Raw genomic sequence first — 17,422 nt, 5'->3', positions numbered from 1 at the left:
ACGGAACAGCTCTTCCACTCTGCCACCAGAGCGCTCCTTCTCCGCACCGGAGCCCGTCGCCCCCGCACGCGGCCCCTACCACCAGGCGTTATGCCGGGATGATGCGGTAGACGCTGCCGCCTATGTCGAGCACGTACAGCTCGCCGTTGCCGCCCTGCACGAACGAGACGACTTCCCCGGCGTTGACTCCGAGGTCGGCTACGCCCGTCACCTTGCCGTTCTCCATCTGCAGAGCGCGGACCGTGCCGTCGCAGTAGTCGCTGAACACGTACTGGCCCTTGAGGGCCGGGATCGCCTTGCCGCGGTAGACGTATCCGCCGGTCACCGAGCAGCCCAGACCGTCGCGGGCGTACTCGTGGATCGGCGGCACGTGGTTCGCGGGCTCCGTGCCCTCCCGGAAGGGGTGGGTGCCCTCCATCTGGGACCAGCCGTAGTTCTCGCCGCCCTTGCTGTTCGCAGGGGCCCAGTCGATCTCCTCCCACGCGCTCTGACCGACGTCACCGATCAGCAGGTCGCCGGTGCCCGCGTCGAAGGAGAACCGCCACGGGTTGCGCAGCCCGTACGCCCAGATCTCGTCCCTCGCCTTCGGGTCGTCCACGAACGGGTTGTCCTGCGGGATCGCGTACGGCTTGCCCCCGCTCGGGTCGATCCGCAGCAGCTTGCCCAGCAGGGTGTCGAGGTTCTGTCCGTTGCCGTGCGGGTCCCCGCCCGCGCCGCCGTCGCCGAACGCGATGTAGAGGTAGCCGTCGGGGCCGACCTTGATGTCGCCGCCGTTGTGGTTCGGATAGGGCTGCGTCTGTGTGAGGACGGTGCGCCGGGTGTCGGGCCGGATCTTGCCGTGCCGCACGGCGAACTCGTCCACGGTGCTGGTGCCTTCGAGGTTCGTGAACGAGATGTAGAAGCGCGCGAACTTCTTGTCGAACGCGATGCCGAGGAGCCCGCGTTCGCCGTCGGTGGTGGTCTCTTTGGATATGTCGAGTACGGGCTTGCCGAGCCCGTTGCGGTCCAAGGCCCGTACGGTGCCTGCGCGTTCGGCTATCCAGACCGTGCCGCCGGGACCGGCGGTGCCGGCGGTCGGATTCGTGGCCGTGGTCACCTTCTCGAGCGCCACCGCCGGGGCCTGCCGCGGGGAGGCGGGCTCCTCGGCGGACGCGGTGGTCAGGGCGAGGGAAGCGACCAGGCAGATGGTGCCGATGATCGCCGAGCTTCTGGTGCGTACTTTCACCGTGATCCTCCTGGAGGCGGCGAAGGGGAGGTCACCCGGCTGCTGAGGGCAGAGATCGGTGGGTGCAGCCCGCGCCAGCACGCAACCTGGGTGGGGGGTGGTGTGCTACTGGCCACGCATGAGGATACTGGGACAGCGGTTGCTGGTATAGACCAAGACGCCGTCCATCTGCCTGCGTTGGTCGTGGACTCCCTCAGTGGCGCTGCGTCATGTGAGCGAGGGTCTGCGCGGCGCTGTCGGGGGCGAAGGCGCCGTCGATGCCCTCCGCCGCTCCTTCGGCGGCTTCGATGGAGCGCGGCAGGAGGGTCTTCTCGTACGCGGCGATCGCCAGGTCGATGGTGGGGCTGTCGATGAGGGCCCGGGCGAGGTCGGCGCCATCGAGCATGGCGAGGTTTGCGCCCATCCCGGAGATGGGGGACATCAGGTGCGCGGCGTCGCCGAGGAGAGTGACGCCGGGCGTGTGGGGCCAGGTGTGCGGGACGGGCAGGGCGTACAGAGGACGGTTGGTGTAGCCGGTGTCGGTGCCGGTGATGAAGGCGAGCAGGTCGGGGCTCCAACCGGTGAACTCGTCGAGGAGGGCTTGGCGCATGGCCCCGGTGTCGGTGAGGTCGAGTCCGGCCTTCTGGTGCCAGTTCTCGTCGGTGCGCATGCCGACGTAGACGCGGATGTGTCCGCCGCTGTTGCGCTGGGCGACGAAGCCCTGGTTGTTGTCGAGGGCCATCATCGTGCCTTCGCCGGTGAGTTCGGCGAGGTCGGGGTGTCGGCGGTCGGCATCGTCGAGGCCGGTCTCGACGAAGGTGACACCGGTGTAGACGGGGGCCGCGTCGGACAGCAGGCGACGCACCTTTGACCAGGCGCCGTCGGCTCCGATGACGAGGTCGGCTTCGTCGATCGTTCCGTCGGCGAAGTGCAGGCGGTGGACACCGTCACCGAGGGGGTCGACGCGCGTGAGCTTGTGCCCCCAGCGCACCGCGTCCGGCTTGAGGGAGGCGAGGAGGAGGTCGCGCAGCCGGCCGCGGTCGATCTCGGGATTGCCCTCGGTGGGGTCGCCCACGGGCGGGGGTGCGTCGAACAGGATCCGGCCGTCGCGGCCTATCAGTCGCATCTGCTGGCCTTCGGGGCGGGCCTCGGCCAGGAAGTCGTCCAGCAATCCGGCTACCCGCAGGGCGTGCTGGCCGGACCCGGGATGCATGTCGAGGGTGCCGCCCTGGTCGCGGGCGGCAGGGGAGGTGTCCCCGTCATGGAGGGTGGCGGTGATGCCGTGCTCCTGCAGGATGCGAGCGCAGGTCAGGCCGCCGGGACCGGCGCCGATGATGGCGATGCGGGGTGCGGATGTGCTGGTCATGGTGGGGTTCCGTTCATGTCGTGAGCGAGAGGGCCGGGCTGCGCCTCGCGGCCTCCATGACAGAAGAGCACATCAACTCACTAAGTGCAACAACTACACTTTTGCAGCAGGGCAACCTGCGCGGTAGAGTCCGGGGCATGACCGAGACCGAGACCGGCACCCCACCCGGGGCGCCCACGGGGCGCCGCGAGCGCAAGAAGGCCGCCACCCGCCAGGCCATCGCGGATGCGGCGCTGCGGCTCTTCCTGGAGCGCGGGTACGACGATGTCGGCATCCGCGAAATCGCGGACGCCGCGGACGTCTCCACCACCACGCTGTTCAAGCACTTCCCGGTCAAGGAAGCACTCGTCTTCGACGAGGACGCCGCCCAAGAAGCTCTCCTGCTCGCCGCCGTGCGCGAGCGAAGGCCGGGCCAGTCCCTCCCCACGGCGTTGTGCGAGCACGCGCTGACCCACCGCATGGCGGCCGCGGACAGCGATGCCCGCTTCACCGCCTTCTTCGACCTGGTCGACAGCACCCCGGCCCTGCGTGACTACGTCCAGAACATGTGGTTGCGCCACACCTCCGCCCTGGCCCGGGCCATCGCCGAGGAAAGCGGCCGACCGGCGGACGACCCGGCCTGCACCGCCCTGGCCCACTTCGCCCTCGAAGCGCCCCGCGCCGCCCGCGGGCACGAGAATCCCCGCCAGGCCGTCATCCGCGCCTTCGAGTTGCTGGAGTACGGGTGGGACGCTGAACTCCCGGTGTTCCAAGGGGCGAAACCCACCCGCAATGCTCCGCTAACATGATCGAACTCACGACGAGTGCCCTGATCGCCCATACATCGCCACAGAACCACGCCATCTAGCACGAAGAGTGAGCCATTAACCACAACTAACAAATCGGCCAAACAATTGATACCTATAGCATCGCGAAATTCTTCGCGAATAAACTATCGAACAGTGCTCGCGGCGTGGCGCAGGCCGCGGGCGATGCTGTGGACCGCGGCGGCTGTGATCGCCCTCGGCTTCCTCGTCGCGCTGGAGATCGCCGCGCGCCACTACGACGTGGCGGGGCCGATCACCAACCAGGCGCGAGAGGTGATCTTCGCCCCCAAGTCCGGGCCGCTGCTGTACGCCGGCATGGCGCTCATGATGGTGGTCTTCACCTGGCGGCAACGGTTCATCGCGACAGGTGTCGCGGTCGGCATCGACGTCGTCTTCTTCTTGGTGCGGTGGGCTCTCGGCGCCGAAATGATGTTCGGCAACGGCGCGTTGTGGGTGATCCTCGGCTGTGCGGTCATCGCGATCACGCGCCGCACCGGCCAGGAACGGGTCCTGCTGCTCAAGGGCGTCGGGCTGAGTCTGCTGCTCGTGGCCGGCCGCAAGACGGGTGACACCTGGCTGCTCATCACGTCCAAGACCCGCCCCGCGGTGCTCGACCAGTACGTGGCCACCGCTGATCACGCCCTGGGCAACCCCTCGTGGCTGGTGGGGAGGATGGTCTCGGCGACCGGCCCGGTCGGCGAGCATGTTCTCGACTACGTCTACATCCAGCTCGCGGTGGCCGCGGTCATCGTCGCGCTGTACCAGTTGCGCAATGTGGCGGTCGAGCGCCGCTTCCCCGGCCATCACCTGGTGCGTACGTTTCTGGTCATCGGCCTGCTGGGGCCGGCCATCTACATGATCTTCCCGGTGGTCGGGCCGATCTTCACCTACGGGGACGGCGCCTTCGGTACCGGTGGCGAGCAGTGGGCGCTGGCGAACCTGTGGCCGCACACGGTGCCGCCGATCAGCGCCCCGCAGTCGATGCCGTTCGACGAGATCACTCCGCGCAACTGCATGCCCAGTCTGCATACGGCGTGGGCCACCACGATCTTCATTCATTCCCGCAAGGGCCCACGGATTCTGCGATACGCGGGCGTCTTCTGGCTGATCGCCACACTCGGCGCGACGCTGGGATTCGGCTATCACTACGGCGTGGACATCATCGCCGGCGTGGTGTTCGCGTTCACCATCGACGCGGCGCTGCGCTCACTCGACCGCGGCTGGGACCGGGCGGGAATCCAGCTGGTCGTTTACGGGACAACGGTCTTCGCGCTGCTCCTTGTGTCGTATCGCTTTCTGCCGATGCAGATGGCCGAACACCCGTGGATATTCGGACCACTTCTCGTTTTGGCGATGGTCTCAGTGGTCCAGGGCTATGTGCGGACCACCAAACTGTGGGAGCCGAAGACCGCGCCGACTCCGCAACCGGAACCCCAACCCGAGCTGGTCTGAGCCATGTGGCGCGAGGTGGTGGGCTGATCGCTTCCCGGGTGGGCCCGGGAAGCGGAACCCCGGGCGCCCGCCGCGCTCGTCGTCTGCCGTGCTCGTCGTCCGGCGGCTGCGGCCGGGCGAGAGTCAGCGGCCGGTGGATCCGTCGATCTGTTCGCGGAGGATGTCGGCATGGCCGGCGTGCCGACCGGTCTCTTCAATCATGTGCGCCAGGACCCAACGCATCGAGGGCCCAGCCCCTCGGCGCGGGGGTCGCGGGGCGGGAAGGGCCAGATCCGGGCAGGCGTCGATGACCTGGTTCGCTCGCTCGACCGTCTCTTGGTAGTCGGCGAGCACGCCGCCGACGGAGTCCTCTGCGGACGGTCTCATGGTCGCGGGCCAGTCGCCGACGTCCTCCCCGAGGAAGTAGAACCGTTCGACACACGTCAGATGCATGAGCAGCCCGAGCAGACTGGTCCCCGAGGGCACTTGGCCCGTCCGGACCTGCGGTTCCGGCACGCCCACGGCCTTGTCCGCGACCGAGGCGCGCAGATAGTCGAGGAAGCCCCGCAGCGTGGCCTTCTCGTCGGCGCCGGTGCGTGGAGGTCCGCTGTCCTTCGTGCGGGTCCGGGGTCGCTGAGTACGGGTCCCTGGCATGGAGTCACTCCGTTCTTCTGCCGTGTGTTCGCGGGGTTCGGCGGTCATCCTGAGGTCCCGGCGGTCCCTGCGGTCCCGGCGTTCAGCTGGATGAGCAGGACGTTGTCGATGACGGTGGCGGACTCACCGGCGGGCCCGGTGGCCCGGCGTTCGGGCATGTCGGCGCGCAGGACGGACCAGCGCCCCGGATCGAGATCGAGTTCCGCGGCGATCTCGGCGGGTGTGGCGTAGTGGGTTGCGGGGTCCTGGTTCCAGGACCAGGGCGCGGTGGAGCCGTGGTCGACGATCAGCAGGCGACCACCGGGCCGCAGGGCCCCCGCGGCGGTGCGCAGGACTCGGCCGCGGGACAGTCGGCGCGGAGTGTGGAAGTACTGGGCGGATACGAGATCGAACTGCCCGGCCGGGAAGCTGTCGGCCAGGTCGTGCTGCTCGGTGGCGACCCGGTCCGCGACGCCGAGTTCGCGGGCGCGTTCCCGCACCCGTTCGATGGCCGTGGTGGAGATGTCCACGGCGGTGACCTGCCAGCCCTGCTGGGCGAGCCAGATGGTGTCGCCGCCCGCGCCGCAGCCCAGATCGAGAGCGGCGCCGGGTCGCAGCGGTGAGACGGTTTCGGCGAGCAGCGGGTTGGCGCGTGCGGCCCCGGGGCGCCGGGAGCGGTAGTGCCGCTCCCAGAACAGCTCGGCGTTCTCGTCCGCCCCGCCCCGGCCGCCCTCGGCGGCGGTGTCGGCGGCATCTGCCGCGGGTCGTCGGCTGCGGTTGGAATCCATCGGAACTGCCCCTTCGTCGGCCGACGTGCCGAGCGCGATTCGATGCGTGCCCTCGACGCCGGTGATGTACCGACAGCATCGGCACCGCCATTTCCCCCTTGCAAGGAAAGTTGCGGATCCGCATCATCGGGTGATGGACAGCATGAGCAACCGGGGTGCGGACGGCATGAGCAGCCGGGGCATGGACAGCACGAGCAGCATGGACAACCCCGCAGGAGACGTCCTGTCCGGGGTCGGGCCGCGTCTGCGCGCCCTGCGCCGGGCGCGCGGCGCCACGCTGGCGGCGCTCGCGGACGAAACCGGCCTCACAGCGAGCACCCTGTCCCGCCTCGAGAACGGCAAGCTCCGCCCCACGCTCGAGCAGCTGCTGCCCCTGGCCCGGGCGCACGGCGTCCCGCTGGATGATCTCGTCGCGGCGCCACCGACCGGCGATCCACGCGTCCACCTGCGGCCAGTGCGGCGATCCGGACTCGTGATGGTGCCGCTGACCAGGCGGGCCGGTGGCATCCAGGCCTACAAGGTGATCTACCCGCCAGCCGGCCGAGCGCCCACCTTGAACCTGCAGACCCACGAGGGATACGAGTGGTTCTACGTCCTCGACGGACGCGTCAGGTTCGTGCTCGGCGAGCAGGAGTTCCAGCTCGGCGCGGGCGAGGCCGCGGAGTTCGACACCCGCGTACCGCACTGGATCGGGAGCGCCGACAGCCGGCCCGCGGAGTTGCTCGCCCTGTTCGGCGTGCAGGGAGAGCGCGCCCATCTGACACCGGCAGGCCACTGACAGCCCGCGCCCTCGGGCGATGACCGTCTGCCATCAGTGAACTGCCTTGCGCGACAGCGCAAGCCTCCGCCCCGCCTGGGGGGGGTGACGGCTCAGGCTGTGCGCCGCGGCTTTCTCGCGGCCGTCTTCTTCTCGGGCGCCTTCTTCGCCGTGGTCTTCGTGCCGGCCGTCTCCTTGCCGACGGTCTTCTTCGCCGTGGCGGTCTTGGCCGTCGTCTTCTTCGCGGCTTTCCTGGCCGTCGCCGTCTTCTTCTTCGGCATCTCGTGGACGGTGGCGTCCTTGCCGGTCTCGCCTCGGGCCGACTTGGCCTTCTGCACGGACTCCTGCAGCGCGTCCATCAGATCGAGAACCTGTCCGGCCGGCGCTTCCTCCTCGTCCGGCTTGGGCGGCTGCTTCCCCTCGGCCTTCGCCTCGATGACCTGCTCCAGGGCTTCGGTGTAGCGGTCGGTGGCCCAGTCCTGGCCGGCGATCCCGTCAGTGGTCATGGAGTCGATGAGCAGGATGGCCCTGTCGATCTCGTCGTCGTCCAGGTCCATCGCCTTGGGGGCCAGCTCCTCGGGGTCGCGGACCTCGTCGTCCCACTTCATGGCGTGCAGCAGGATGACGTCCTCCTGCACCCGCAGCAGGCCCAGCCGCTCACGCCCGTGCCACGCGAACTTGGCGACGGCGGCCTTGCTGTTCCGCTCCAGGGCCTTGCGAAGGAGCGTGTAGGGCTTGTTCGCCACCTGCCCGTCGGCCTGCAGGTAGTACCCCTCACCGATCCGGATCGGATCGATCGATTCGTAGGGCACGAAACCGGCGATCTCGATGGCCTTCGCGGTCGGCAGCGGCATCTCGTCGAGCTCGTCGTCGGTGACCGCGACGATCGTGTCCTTGCTGACCTCGAAACCCTTGCCGATCTCGGCGTTCGTGAGCTGCTTGCCGTCGAGATCGCAGATCTTCCGCGTGCGGACCCGGCCCATGTCCTCCAGGTGGTACTGGTGGAAGCTGATGCTGTGGTTCTCGGTGGCCGGCAGAACCTTGATCGGGATCGTGACCAGGCCGAACGAGATCGCGCCGGACCAGACGGGTCGGGGCATGCGGTACCTCCGTGACAGCCCCGAGAACACCAGACTAGGAGCGACCGTCGCGGTCGGCATGTGGAGCGCTCGAGCTCAGGCCGTTCTCCGGTCATCACCGCAAAAGATCTTGAGGTCGTTGATCTTGGGCACACGGAGACAAGTGATCTTCGTTGTCGTCCTCCGTAAGGGAGAGCAATGACCGTACCCTCGCGCCCGGTTCGAAACATGGACCGTGAGCGGCGCTTCAATCTGCGCGCGACCGCCTTGTTCTTCGCGCTCCTTGCGATCCTCTTGTGCGTCCTGGTGTTCGTGGTCCGCATTGCGGCAAGAATCGTCGAAATCCGCCCGCTGTGGGCCGGCTCGATCATCCTGGTGGGCATCGCGGCCGCGCACCTTGGCCGGTCCAGATGGCGTCGCTTCTCCGCCGCGAGATACGCGCGCCGTGCCGCCGAGGCGCTGGAGGAGGCGGCCGAACGGGCCTCTGCGGCGCAGGTGCAGGTGTCGGACGGCGAGGAGGCCACCGTCGTCCTCGACCCTCCGGATGACTACGCCGAACTCGATCCCGACGGTTTCGAGCACGCCATAGCCGAGCTGTGCGACCGCGACGACTGCCGGGAGGTGGAAGTGGTGGGAGGCGCCTGCGACTTGGGCGCGGATGTCATAGCGGTCACCTCCGACGGACTGCGCGTCGTCATCCAGTGCAAGCGTTACGGTGACGACAACAAGGTCGGCTCGCAGGATCTGCAGCGCTTCGGCGGGACGTGTTTCACCGTCCACGACGCCGATGTCGCGGCGCTCGTCACGACGAGCGACTTCACCGCGCCCGCCCTCGAGTACGCGCAGCACTGCGGCATCGTGTGCGTGAACGGCGAAGACCTGCACGCCTGGCTCGACGGCACCGGTCCACGGCCTTGGGAGGGAGCAGGCGTCGGCCCACGGCGTCAGCGGTAGCCGACTCTGTCCAGGCGTCTGAGCACAGGCGAGGCCGCGGCCCCGTGCAGCATCACCGACAGCAGGACGATGAACGTCACCACCGCCCACAACTCCTCCTGGTACGCCTGGAAATCCCCTTCCCCCAAGGCGTACGCGAGGTAGAAGACGGACCCGATCCCCCGGATGCCGAAGAAGGAGGTCACCGCGCGTTCCCCCGGGGTCGTCCGCCCCCGCAGCTGGGCGATCCAGCCGGTCAGCGGACGGATCACGAGCAGCACGAGGACGGCCGTCACCGCGCTGCTCCAGGAGAGCGCGGAAAGCCCACCGCAGGCGATGAACCCTCCGATGAGGAGCAGCACACCGGCCGTGAGAAGCCTCTCCACCTGTTCCATGAAGGTGTGCATCACCAGCTGGTATCCGTGGGCGCGTTCGGCGGCCCGGATCGCGCAGGCGGTCGTGAACACGGCGAGGAAGCCGTAGCCGTGCAGCACTTCTGTGAGGCCGTACGAGAGGAAGGTCGCCGCGAGCGCGACGAACCCCTCCCTGTGCTCGGAAAGCCGGAGCGCTTCCCATCCGGCCCGGAAGAACATCCACCCGAGCAGTCGGCCGACCAGCAGGCCGACCACCACGCCGACCGTGACGCGTACGATCACGTCGCTCCACAGCCAGTGGCCCACCCACTCGCCGGACCAGCCCGTCTCCGAGGCGGCGAACATGGCGAGGGCGGCCAGGACCAGCGGAAAGGCGAGACCGTCGTTGAGGCCCGCTTCCCCGGTGAGGGCGAAACGCACCTCGTCCTCGTCGTTCTCGGCGTCGGTCGGCTCACCGACCCGTACTTCCGCCGCGAGTACGGGGTCGGTGGGGGCGAGCACGGCGCCCAGGAGCAGGGCGACGGCCGGCGGCCAGTCCACCAGGCCCCAGGCGACCAGCGCGGTGGCCACGACGGTCAGGGGCATCGTGATGCCCAGCAGGCGCCATGCGGTGGACCAGGACCGTCGGCCGAACGGCCGGTTGATCGCAAGGCCCGCGCCCATCAGAGCCACGATGACGCACACCTCGGTGAGGTGCTCCAACCAGGCCCTGTGCTGATAGGGGTCGAGGTCGGGAAGTCCGGTCGGCAGCAGGTAGACGAGGAATCCGACGGCCAGGAAGACCATCGGCATGGACATGGGCTGTCGCGCCACCAGCCTGGGCAGCACCGCGGCGAGCAGAGCGCCGATCCCCATGCAGGCGTAGCCGACGTCCGCGGCGCTCACGTCCATCTACCGGCCCCCGTCCTCGTGGTCGTCTCCGGTCCCTCCGAAGCCTGCCGCGTTTCGGCCTGGTCGTCTGCCGTCCGACGAGGTCGTCAGGGCGCCGGGTAGGGCTGTCGGCCGAGCAGCTCGGCCAGGTGGTGGGCGTTGACCGCGAGGGCGTGTGTGGCGGAGGCGACGGCCTCGGGGGTCTCGTCCAGATCCTGGTAGTCGGTGCCCTGTTTCGCCTCGCCCACCCAGTAGGTGACCGCGTGCGGCGCCAGCGAGAAGCCGAGGTCGTTGCAGGCCTGGAAGACGTCCGCGCTCACGTTGTGGGCGCCGTCCTCGTTGCCGACCACGGCCAGCGCCGCGACCTTCCCGTACATCAGGGGCCGGCCCGTGTCGTCGGTCTCCGACATGTCCGCGTTCAGGCGCTCCAGGACCCGCTGGCAGACGCTCGACGGGTGGCCCAGCCAGATCGGTGTGGCCAGCAGCAGGATGTCGGCGGCAAGGACCTTCTCGCGCAGGGCCGGCCAGGCGTCGCCGTTGCCCAGGTCGACGGCGACACCGGGGTGGACGTCGTGGTCGGCGACCCGCACCGTCTCGACCTCGACCCCGAGCTTGTCGAATTCCGCCATCACCTGATCGGACAGTGTGTGGCTGCTGGATGAGGTGGGCGAAGAATTCAGCGTGCATACCAGGGACAGTGCGCGCATGCGGAGCTCCATTCGTCAGCGACGGGGGTGTAACGGCTTGTATCCCTGGGAGGCGTTCCCGATTGGATCAACCCTAATCAAGCACCCGGGAAACGAAATCGCAGGTAAGCGCTCCATGTTTTCGTCGTCGTACACAGGGCAACCGGTAGTCAAGAAGCTGTGCAGCAGTTAACGAACTGACGACGCGCAAGTAAAGACGTTCTATGGAGGTCCCTCATGCTGAAGGCCATTGCAGATGTACTCCGAGCCATCGGTGGAGCCATTGCCACGGTGGTCACGCTCCCCTTCCGCGCCGTCGCGCGGCTGTTCGGCGGAGCCTCCTCCAGCGCCCACGGCCACCACTGATCGCAGGGCTCGTGGGGTCCTGTCACAGCTCTTGATCGACGTGCCGTTGGAGCACATCGCAGGCGTGCTGGAATTCCTCCATGAGCCGGGTGGACTCCACGACAAGGACTCCGTACGGACGAGTCGGGTCGGCCAGCGGAAGGCCGGCCCGACTCGCTCCGTCGGTCACCTTCTGACAGCACCTCTGGGCGCTTTCGGCGAGCTGACACAGCTGTCGTGCCTGCTCGGTGAGGGTGTCCTCGTCCAGCTCGCCGAGGACCTCGCCGATCTTCGCGAGGGATTCGAGGAAGTCGGCGTAGTTGTCGAGGAAGGCCCGGTCGTCGTGCCGCCCCCCTTCCTCTTCCTGCCACTGGTGCAGGCTGCGCGTCAGGGACGCCACTTGGTACAGCGAGCGTTCGAGGGCTCCGAGGACCGCGCCGTATCCCTCGAACGAGGTCCGGCCCCGATGCCTGCGCAGCAGGCGGCGAGGGTTGAAGTAGAGGCTCTCCTCCGCCGTGCGGAAACCTTCCCGCGCCTGCGTGATCAGGCCTCCGGTCTGCTCGGCCCGCCGCCGCCACTGGCTGCAGCGCTCCTCGTCCAACTCACCCTCGCGCAGCACCGGGTACATGTCGCTCACCAGGTCGGCCAGAGCGGTGGACAGGGAGCGGATCCCGTACTCGGCGCTGCGGTAGCGCATCGGTGGGGCCACCGTGACGTTGACGACGACGCCGATGGCGCAGCCGATGAGGACGAGCAGAATGATCTGCCCGAGCTGCGTGATCTTCTCGGTGGCGGTCGTGGCCGCCGCATAGGTGGAGAAGGCGAAGAACGCGGCGGTGGCCACCTGTGACCCCTGGGCGCCCAGCGCGGGCCACCGTCCGATGGACAGGGCCACCAGCGCCACCAGAACGAACGTGAGCAGGTCGGGGCCGCCCAGGAACCCGAGGCCCGCCACCATGGCGACGCCGACCGCCACCGCCCCCAGGTAGCGCAGTGACTGCAGCAGGGACTGGTACACCGTCACCTGCATGATCAGCACCGCGGAGAACGGTGCGAACGCCGGTGACGGCGCGTCGAGCAGGTAATACGAGACGACCCAGGCCAGGGTCGCGGCCAACGTGCTCTTGAGGACCAAGAGCAAGGTGTGGCGCTCGTAGCCCGCGGTGTCCCAGGCACGCCGCCACCATTGGCGCACACGGTCGAACCACCCCTGGGCCGCGGATTCCGTCCGCTGCCCTCCGCCCTTGCCGGCCATGCACCGACTCCATTCCGTCCAGCAGCTGATCGAGTTCAGCCTGCTACCCGGAGGAGCCGTCCGCATGCGGACTTCGGGCCGAAGGGCCCGCAGAGCACGTCGCGAAAGCCGTTACCGACGCAAACGCCGGGCCTGTTGCGAAACGTCAGGCCTGGTGCGCCTGCGAGGTCATGCGGCTGCGCCGCGCCTACCAATAATGCTTTCGCCCGCCCACCGCGTGGCCCACGGATCCGAGAACCCACAGGATCACACCGACGACGACGAGGATGACGCCGATGGTCCACAGGATGGAGATACCGGCCAATAGGCCGATGATGAGCAGGATGATTCCGAGTGCGATCATTACGCCTCCGACCCTCAGAATTATTTCAAGTATGCACCTTCTGAATGCCAATGACAGCCCCGAGGACGGCCCCCATTGAGCGGCCGAGTAAACCTTGACCGGCGCGTTGTCCGGGTCGTGTGACGGTGCGTGACGCAAGGCCACCCAACCGTGCATCCACATCCGTGCCGATCCTGTGCATCTTTGCAGTCCGCGGCGTCGAACCCGGACGAGACCTCCCATCTTGCTGAGGGTCGTCTGTCGTCGGCGTGATAACACGGAGTGATCAAACCCGAAGGAGACGACGCGACATCATGGGTATCTTCAGCCGTCGCCAGACCCCGACCCTCGAGCCGATACCGGCGGTCGGCCCGAGCACGCCCTTCTCGGCAGCCGCCGGTGCGGCACTCGACCCGGCACTTCGCGCGCTGACCGGCGAGTGGACCATCGACCGCCCGCACAGCCGGATCGGCTTCTCCGTGCGGCACGCGATGGTCACGACGGTGCGAGGTGCCTTCGCGGACTACGACAGCACGTTGTACTTCGACGGCGCCCGGCCCTCGGAGTCGCGGGCCGAAATCGTCATCCGGGTGGACAGCGTCGACACGGGCGTGGAGCAACGGGACGCGCACCTCGTCGGCGGCGACTTCTTCGACGCGCGCCGCCACCCGGAGATGTCGTTCCGCAGCACGTCCACGGTCCATGAGGGCGGGGAGACCTTCCGCATGGCCGGGGAACTGACGATCCGCGGCGTCACCAGGCCCGTGGACCTGCAGCTCGACTACCTCGGCTCGGTCGTGGACCCGTTCGGCTTCGAGCGGGCCGGCTTCGACGGCACCACCACCATCGACCGCACTGACTGGGGCCTCGTCTACAACCAGCGTCTGGAGACGGGCGGCGCCATGGTGAGCGAGAAGGTCCGGCTGCAGTTCGACATCTCCGCCATCCGAGCCACGCCGCTGACCTAGCGCTCCGACGCCGGCCGCACCCGCGGCCCTGCTGGACGCGGCGCCGGCGCTGAGGAAGTGCCGGGGACCGCGCACCAGGAGCGCTTGTCCCCGTTCGCCGCACCGCACTACCTTGGCGCCGTGGATCTCTTCTCGCACTCTTGGACAGCCCTGCGCACGACGGTCGCCGAACTCCCCGACGAGGCCTTCGCGCAGCCGTCCGGCTGCGCCGGCTGGCTCGTGCGGGACCTCGTGTGCCATCTGGTCATCGACGCCCAGGATGTCCTGATCACCCTCGCGACCCCCGCGGAAGCGGAGCCGACCCGAGACGCGTTGACCTATTGGGACGTCACCGCGACGCCGCCGTCCGGCGAGGACCCGCTCGACGCGCTGACCGTGCGGCTCGCCGCCGCGTACGAGGAGTCCTGGCTGCTCAGGTTCCACCTCGACGACGTCGGTTCGGCCGCGGGCCGGGCCGCCGGGCTCGCCGACCCCGGTGCCCGCGTGAGCACCCGCGACGAGGTCCTCACCACGGGCGACTTCCTCACCACGTACGTCATGGAATGGACGCTCCACCACCTCGACCTGATCGCGCACCTCCCGGACGTGGCCGGACCGCCCGCGCAGGGCCTCGCCCGGAGCCGCGAGATGCTGGAGAAGATCGCCGGCGCCGCCTTCCCCGCGTCGTTCTCCGACACGGACGCCCTGCTGGTCGGCACCGGGCGACGTGCCCCGACCGACGCGGAGAAGACCGAACTGGCCGCCCTCGCCTCGAAACTCCCGCTCGTCCTCGGCTGATCGTCGCCCGACCGAACGGGGGCCTCCGCGGCTCCAGTTGGCCGCTTACGCGGGCTTGACCACCAACGTGTCGAGGCGCAGGCCGAGGTCCTCCCCCGTATGCTCCGGCGCCGCCAGGGTGATGGTCACGGGGGCCACCTTCCCGCCGGGTACGGAGAAGGGGCCCACCGCACGGCGGGTCAGCTCCGCGCCCTTCACCAGCCGGGAGTGCTTGCCGACCTGGATCCGGTAGAGCGCCTCGGGTCGCGCTTCTCCGCGGACCACCACCGACAGCCTTTCTGCACGATCGGCCGTCAGGTAAGCGGTGTGCCGCACTGTGGTCCGGCGGGTGCTGTAGTAGCTGCCGTTGTCGGCGTAGCTGTAGCCGTGCTCGATGTCGTCGGGCTCCAGGACTGCGGTCTCGTCCTGGCCGAGGGCGACCGTGCGCTCAGGGATGATCCGGAGTTCGCCGCCGAGTCCGACCCTGACGACGGGGAGCACGGCGTCGCGCGGGCGGTCGGGCAGCGTCACGACAAGGTCGTTCCCCTCCCGGCGCCAGTCGAGCCGGTCCTTCGAGCCGTCCTCGCGGACATCGCGTACGGAGGTGGCCAGGCCCGGCAGCCGGAGCTCACCGGACTCCGGCCACCGGGTCACGTGCAGGAACAGGTCGCGGCCGTTGACGGTGACCTCGCCCCACGGCCGGCCGCCGAAGCGTGTGGCGGATGCGCCGAGCACGGCGTCGGGGTGGCGCTTCAGCCAGGCACCCATGCCGCGCAGTACGTCGGCCTCGAACTCCACGACCGAACCGTCCCCGCGCGGGCCGATGTTGAGGAGGTAGTTGCCGCCGCGGGCGCGCACGCCCGTCAGCCCGCCGACCAAGTCCCTGATCTTGCCGGGCAGATCCTCCCGCTTCTGCCAGCTGCGGTAGCCCCAGGTCTCGTGGTAGATCGAGGCGGGCGTCTGCCAGGCACCGTCGAGCGCCACCGCGGGAATCTCGTTGTCGCCGAGCGTGCGGAAGTCGCCCTTGTTGTTCCACACCCGGCTGTTGACCGCGGCCTTCGGTTGGAGTTCGCGGACGATTCCGGCGAATTTATCGCTCTGGGCCGCGGTGGGTGATGACATGTCGAACCACACCTCGGCGATGTCCCCGTACCGGGTCATCAACTCACGGAGCTGCCCCTCGATGACGGATTCCATCGAGGCGGGGATCGGATTGTTGTTGTCGCCGTCGAAGTCGTGGCCCTGGTGCCAGTCGACGAGTGAGAAGTAGAAGCCGAACTTCAGCCCCTGGCTTCGGCATTCGTCCGCGAGCGCCTTCAACGGGTCCTTGCCGTACGGGGTCGCGTCGACGACGTCGTAGCCGGTGGTGTCGGTGTCGAACATGGAGAAGCCGTCATGGTGCTTGCTGGTGATGACCACGTAGCGCATCCCCGCTTCCTTCGCCAGGGAGCAGATCTCCGCGGGGTCGAACCGGTCGGGCCGAAAGCGCTCGGCCACTTCGAGGTACTCCTTCTCCGAGATGTCGGCCCACATCTGGATCTGTTCGCTGTAGCCCTTGGTGACCGGCTTGCCCTTCCACACGCCGCCCAGTTCGGAGAACAGGCCCCAGTGGATGAACATCCCGTACTGGAGCCGCTGCCAGGCCGCGAGATCCTTGTCGCGGCTCGGCTCGATCTCGCCGGGGATGCCGTGCGGGCGGGGGCCGCCGGTCCGGTCCGCCTGCGTGGCGACGGCTGCGGGAGATCTCGCCGCTGCTGCTCCGATGTCGGCGACGACGGCGAGCAGAAGTGCGAGCAGGACGCCGATCACCTTGCGCATCACGAATCTCCTCTACGGCTGCCCATGCTGATTCATCCGACGTTACGCGCCCACATGGGCGCTCCACGGGTCACGAGGGACGCATGCAGGCGGGTACATCGGATGTTAGAGGTGCACTGGCGTGGCGTCACCACCCCCGACGAACCGGCTTGCGAGAGATACCGGTTTCTATGTCGAGGTGCCCAACTAGCGCCTCCCCCTTGAGCGTTCAACCATGAGCATGCTAGAAACCGCTTACCCTCCACGCGTCGCAAGGGTGGCACACAGCTGCCCGAGCCCCCTCCCCCCATTCGCAAGGAGCCCCCTCATGCGCAAGCGAACCGGCACGCTCACGGCCGCCGCTTCCTCCCTTGTCCTGTTGACCGCCGCACCCGCCGACGCCTCCGTCATCTGGGACGGGGACGCCTCGGGCGGGACCGGAGTGTTCTCCTCGACGCTGTGCGACTCACCCGGCAGCGTCTCCGCACAGGACAACACCGACGGCCGCGGCCAGGTCTTCAAGTTCAACAAGCCGCTCGGCCTCGAGCGTTGCGAGGCACACGGGATCAGCGTCGGCGGTTCGCGGTACACCTTCAAGAACAACTCGACGTACTGGATCGGCTGGGACACCTCCACCAACACCCCGGACGCGGGCACGATCTTCCAGTGGAAGTCGTACGGCACCAACGACCAACACCAGCAGAACTACCCGGTGTTGATGAAGGTCGAGGGCGGCGCCCTCAAGCTGTTCCACATCGAGGTCGGCGAGAAGTGGACCCTGAAGTGGTCCACGCCCGTCACGACCAGTACGTACAAGCGCATCGTGCTCGGCATCCACACCTCGTCCGACGCCTCAGCCGGATGGGTGTCGGCCTTCCACAACGGCGCCAAGGTCGCCGAGTTCTCCGGCCGCACCTGGGACGACCTCGGCAACGACACCCGCTTCGGGAGCTACGGCTCCGAGGTCAAGGACAAGCGCGTCATCAACTGGATCGACGGGCTCAAGGTCGGCACGACGTACGGAGATGTGGACAACTGACCCGGCGGCCGAC

At 68.4% G+C, this 17,422-nt stretch carries 18 protein-coding genes; 8 read left to right on the top strand and 10 right to left on the bottom strand.

The annotated features are described in order from the left end of the window. Nucleotides 1–88 precede the first annotated feature (88 nt). A complete protein-coding gene (locus ACZ5WE_RS19990) occupies nt 89–1,225 on the bottom strand; it encodes a PQQ-dependent sugar dehydrogenase (RefSeq protein WP_467693744.1) in 1,137 nt (378 codons plus the stop codon). A gap of 193 nt (nt 1,226–1,418) precedes the next feature. Continuing rightward, nucleotides 1,419–2,570 carry an FAD-dependent oxidoreductase gene (locus ACZ5WE_RS19985; protein WP_467693745.1) on the bottom strand — a complete coding sequence of 384 codons (1,152 nt, stop codon included), beginning with the start codon at nt 2,568–2,570 and terminating at the stop codon, nt 1,419–1,421. Nucleotides 2,571–2,707: 137 nt separating this feature from the next. On the opposite strand from ACZ5WE_RS19985, the gene ACZ5WE_RS19980 reads away from it, so the two are divergent. After that, on the top strand, nt 2,708–3,358 hold the full coding sequence (locus ACZ5WE_RS19980; RefSeq protein ID WP_467693747.1) for a TetR/AcrR family transcriptional regulator: 651 nt from the start codon (nt 2,708–2,710) through the stop codon (nt 3,356–3,358). Between the two features lie 183 nt (nt 3,359–3,541). Next, nucleotides 3,542–4,828 (top strand): phosphatase PAP2 family protein, encoded by a 1,287-nt coding sequence (locus ACZ5WE_RS19975; RefSeq protein WP_467693949.1) that lies wholly within the window; start codon nt 3,542–3,544, stop codon nt 4,826–4,828. 123 nt (nt 4,829–4,951) lie between these two features. Here the strand turns inward: ACZ5WE_RS19975 and ACZ5WE_RS19970 are convergent, their stop codons facing one another. Continuing rightward, the gene (locus ACZ5WE_RS19970) at nt 4,952–5,461 is read right to left on the bottom strand and encodes a DinB family protein (protein WP_467693749.1); all 510 of its coding nucleotides are present in this window, start codon (nt 5,459–5,461) and stop codon (nt 4,952–4,954) included. Between the two features lie 44 nt (nt 5,462–5,505). Continuing rightward, entirely contained in the window at nt 5,506–6,228 is a 723-nt protein-coding gene (locus ACZ5WE_RS19965; protein WP_467693751.1) for an SAM-dependent methyltransferase, read from the bottom strand. A gap of 166 nt (nt 6,229–6,394) precedes the next feature. On the opposite strand from ACZ5WE_RS19965, the gene ACZ5WE_RS19960 reads away from it, so the two are divergent. Next, on the top strand, nt 6,395–7,006 hold the full coding sequence (locus tag ACZ5WE_RS19960; protein ID WP_467693951.1) for a helix-turn-helix domain-containing protein: 612 nt from the start codon (nt 6,395–6,397) through the stop codon (nt 7,004–7,006). Between the two features lie 92 nt (nt 7,007–7,098). Here the strand turns inward: ACZ5WE_RS19960 and ku are convergent, their stop codons facing one another. Next, nucleotides 7,099–8,085: a non-homologous end joining protein Ku gene (gene ku / locus ACZ5WE_RS19955; RefSeq protein WP_467693753.1), complete on the bottom strand. Its 987-nt coding sequence runs from the start codon at nt 8,083–8,085 to the stop codon at nt 7,099–7,101. Nucleotides 8,086–8,262: 177 nt separating this feature from the next. Between ku and ACZ5WE_RS19950 the strand changes: the two genes are divergently transcribed. Continuing rightward, the gene (locus ACZ5WE_RS19950; protein WP_467693754.1) at nt 8,263–9,018 is read left to right on the top strand and encodes a restriction endonuclease; all 756 of its coding nucleotides are present in this window, start codon (nt 8,263–8,265) and stop codon (nt 9,016–9,018) included. Here the strand turns inward: ACZ5WE_RS19950 and ACZ5WE_RS19945 are convergent. Then, nucleotides 9,009–10,262, bottom strand: coding sequence for a cation:proton antiporter (locus tag ACZ5WE_RS19945; protein ID WP_467693756.1), 1,254 nt, complete (start codon nt 10,260–10,262; stop codon nt 9,009–9,011). The genes ACZ5WE_RS19950 and ACZ5WE_RS19945 overlap by 10 nt on opposite strands. A gap of 86 nt (nt 10,263–10,348) precedes the next feature. After that, nucleotides 10,349–10,948 carry a flavodoxin family protein gene (locus ACZ5WE_RS19940; protein WP_467693758.1) on the bottom strand — a complete coding sequence of 200 codons (600 nt, stop codon included), beginning with the start codon at nt 10,946–10,948 and terminating at the stop codon, nt 10,349–10,351. A gap of 216 nt (nt 10,949–11,164) precedes the next feature. Between ACZ5WE_RS19940 and ACZ5WE_RS19935 the strand changes: the two genes are divergently transcribed. Further along, nucleotides 11,165–11,293, top strand: a complete 129-nt coding sequence (locus tag ACZ5WE_RS19935; protein ID WP_351165998.1) for an LPFR motif small protein — start codon at nt 11,165–11,167, stop codon at nt 11,291–11,293. Between the two features lie 22 nt (nt 11,294–11,315). On the opposite strand, the gene ACZ5WE_RS19930 is transcribed toward ACZ5WE_RS19935, so the two are convergent. Further along, entirely contained in the window at nt 11,316–12,527 is a 1,212-nt protein-coding gene (locus ACZ5WE_RS19930) for an FUSC family protein (RefSeq protein ID WP_467693759.1), read from the bottom strand. Between the two features lie 187 nt (nt 12,528–12,714). Continuing rightward, nucleotides 12,715–12,870, bottom strand: coding sequence for a DUF6131 family protein (locus ACZ5WE_RS19925; protein ID WP_367047933.1), 156 nt, complete (start codon nt 12,868–12,870; stop codon nt 12,715–12,717). Between the two features lie 293 nt (nt 12,871–13,163). Here ACZ5WE_RS19925 and ACZ5WE_RS19920 point away from each other — a divergent pair, with 293 nt between their 5' ends. Together ACZ5WE_RS19920 and ACZ5WE_RS19915 are read left to right on the top strand one after the other, a co-directional pair. Further along, complete coding sequence (locus ACZ5WE_RS19920) at nt 13,164–13,817, top strand: YceI family protein (protein WP_467693760.1); 654 nt, start codon at nt 13,164–13,166, stop codon at nt 13,815–13,817. 120 nt (nt 13,818–13,937) lie between these two features. Beyond that, nucleotides 13,938–14,594, top strand: a complete 657-nt coding sequence (locus tag ACZ5WE_RS19915) for a maleylpyruvate isomerase N-terminal domain-containing protein (RefSeq protein ID WP_467693762.1) — start codon at nt 13,938–13,940, stop codon at nt 14,592–14,594. Nucleotides 14,595–14,639: 45 nt separating this feature from the next. Here the strand turns inward: ACZ5WE_RS19915 and ACZ5WE_RS19910 are convergent, their stop codons facing one another. Then, a complete protein-coding gene (locus ACZ5WE_RS19910; RefSeq protein WP_467693764.1) occupies nt 14,640–16,391 on the bottom strand; it encodes an alpha-L-fucosidase in 1,752 nt (583 codons plus the stop codon). A gap of 307 nt (nt 16,392–16,698) precedes the next feature. Here ACZ5WE_RS19910 and ACZ5WE_RS19905 point away from each other — a divergent pair, with 307 nt between their 5' ends. Beyond that, nucleotides 16,699–17,409, top strand: coding sequence for a heparin lyase I family protein (locus tag ACZ5WE_RS19905; RefSeq protein WP_467693765.1), 711 nt, complete (start codon nt 16,699–16,701; stop codon nt 17,407–17,409). Nucleotides 17,410–17,422: the final 13 nt, after the last annotated feature.

This window comes from Streptomyces sp. NPDC033180, from assembly GCF_055577645.1.
The sequence above is the reverse complement of the archived record's forward strand: the minus strand, read 5'-3'. Positions and strand labels throughout refer to the sequence as shown.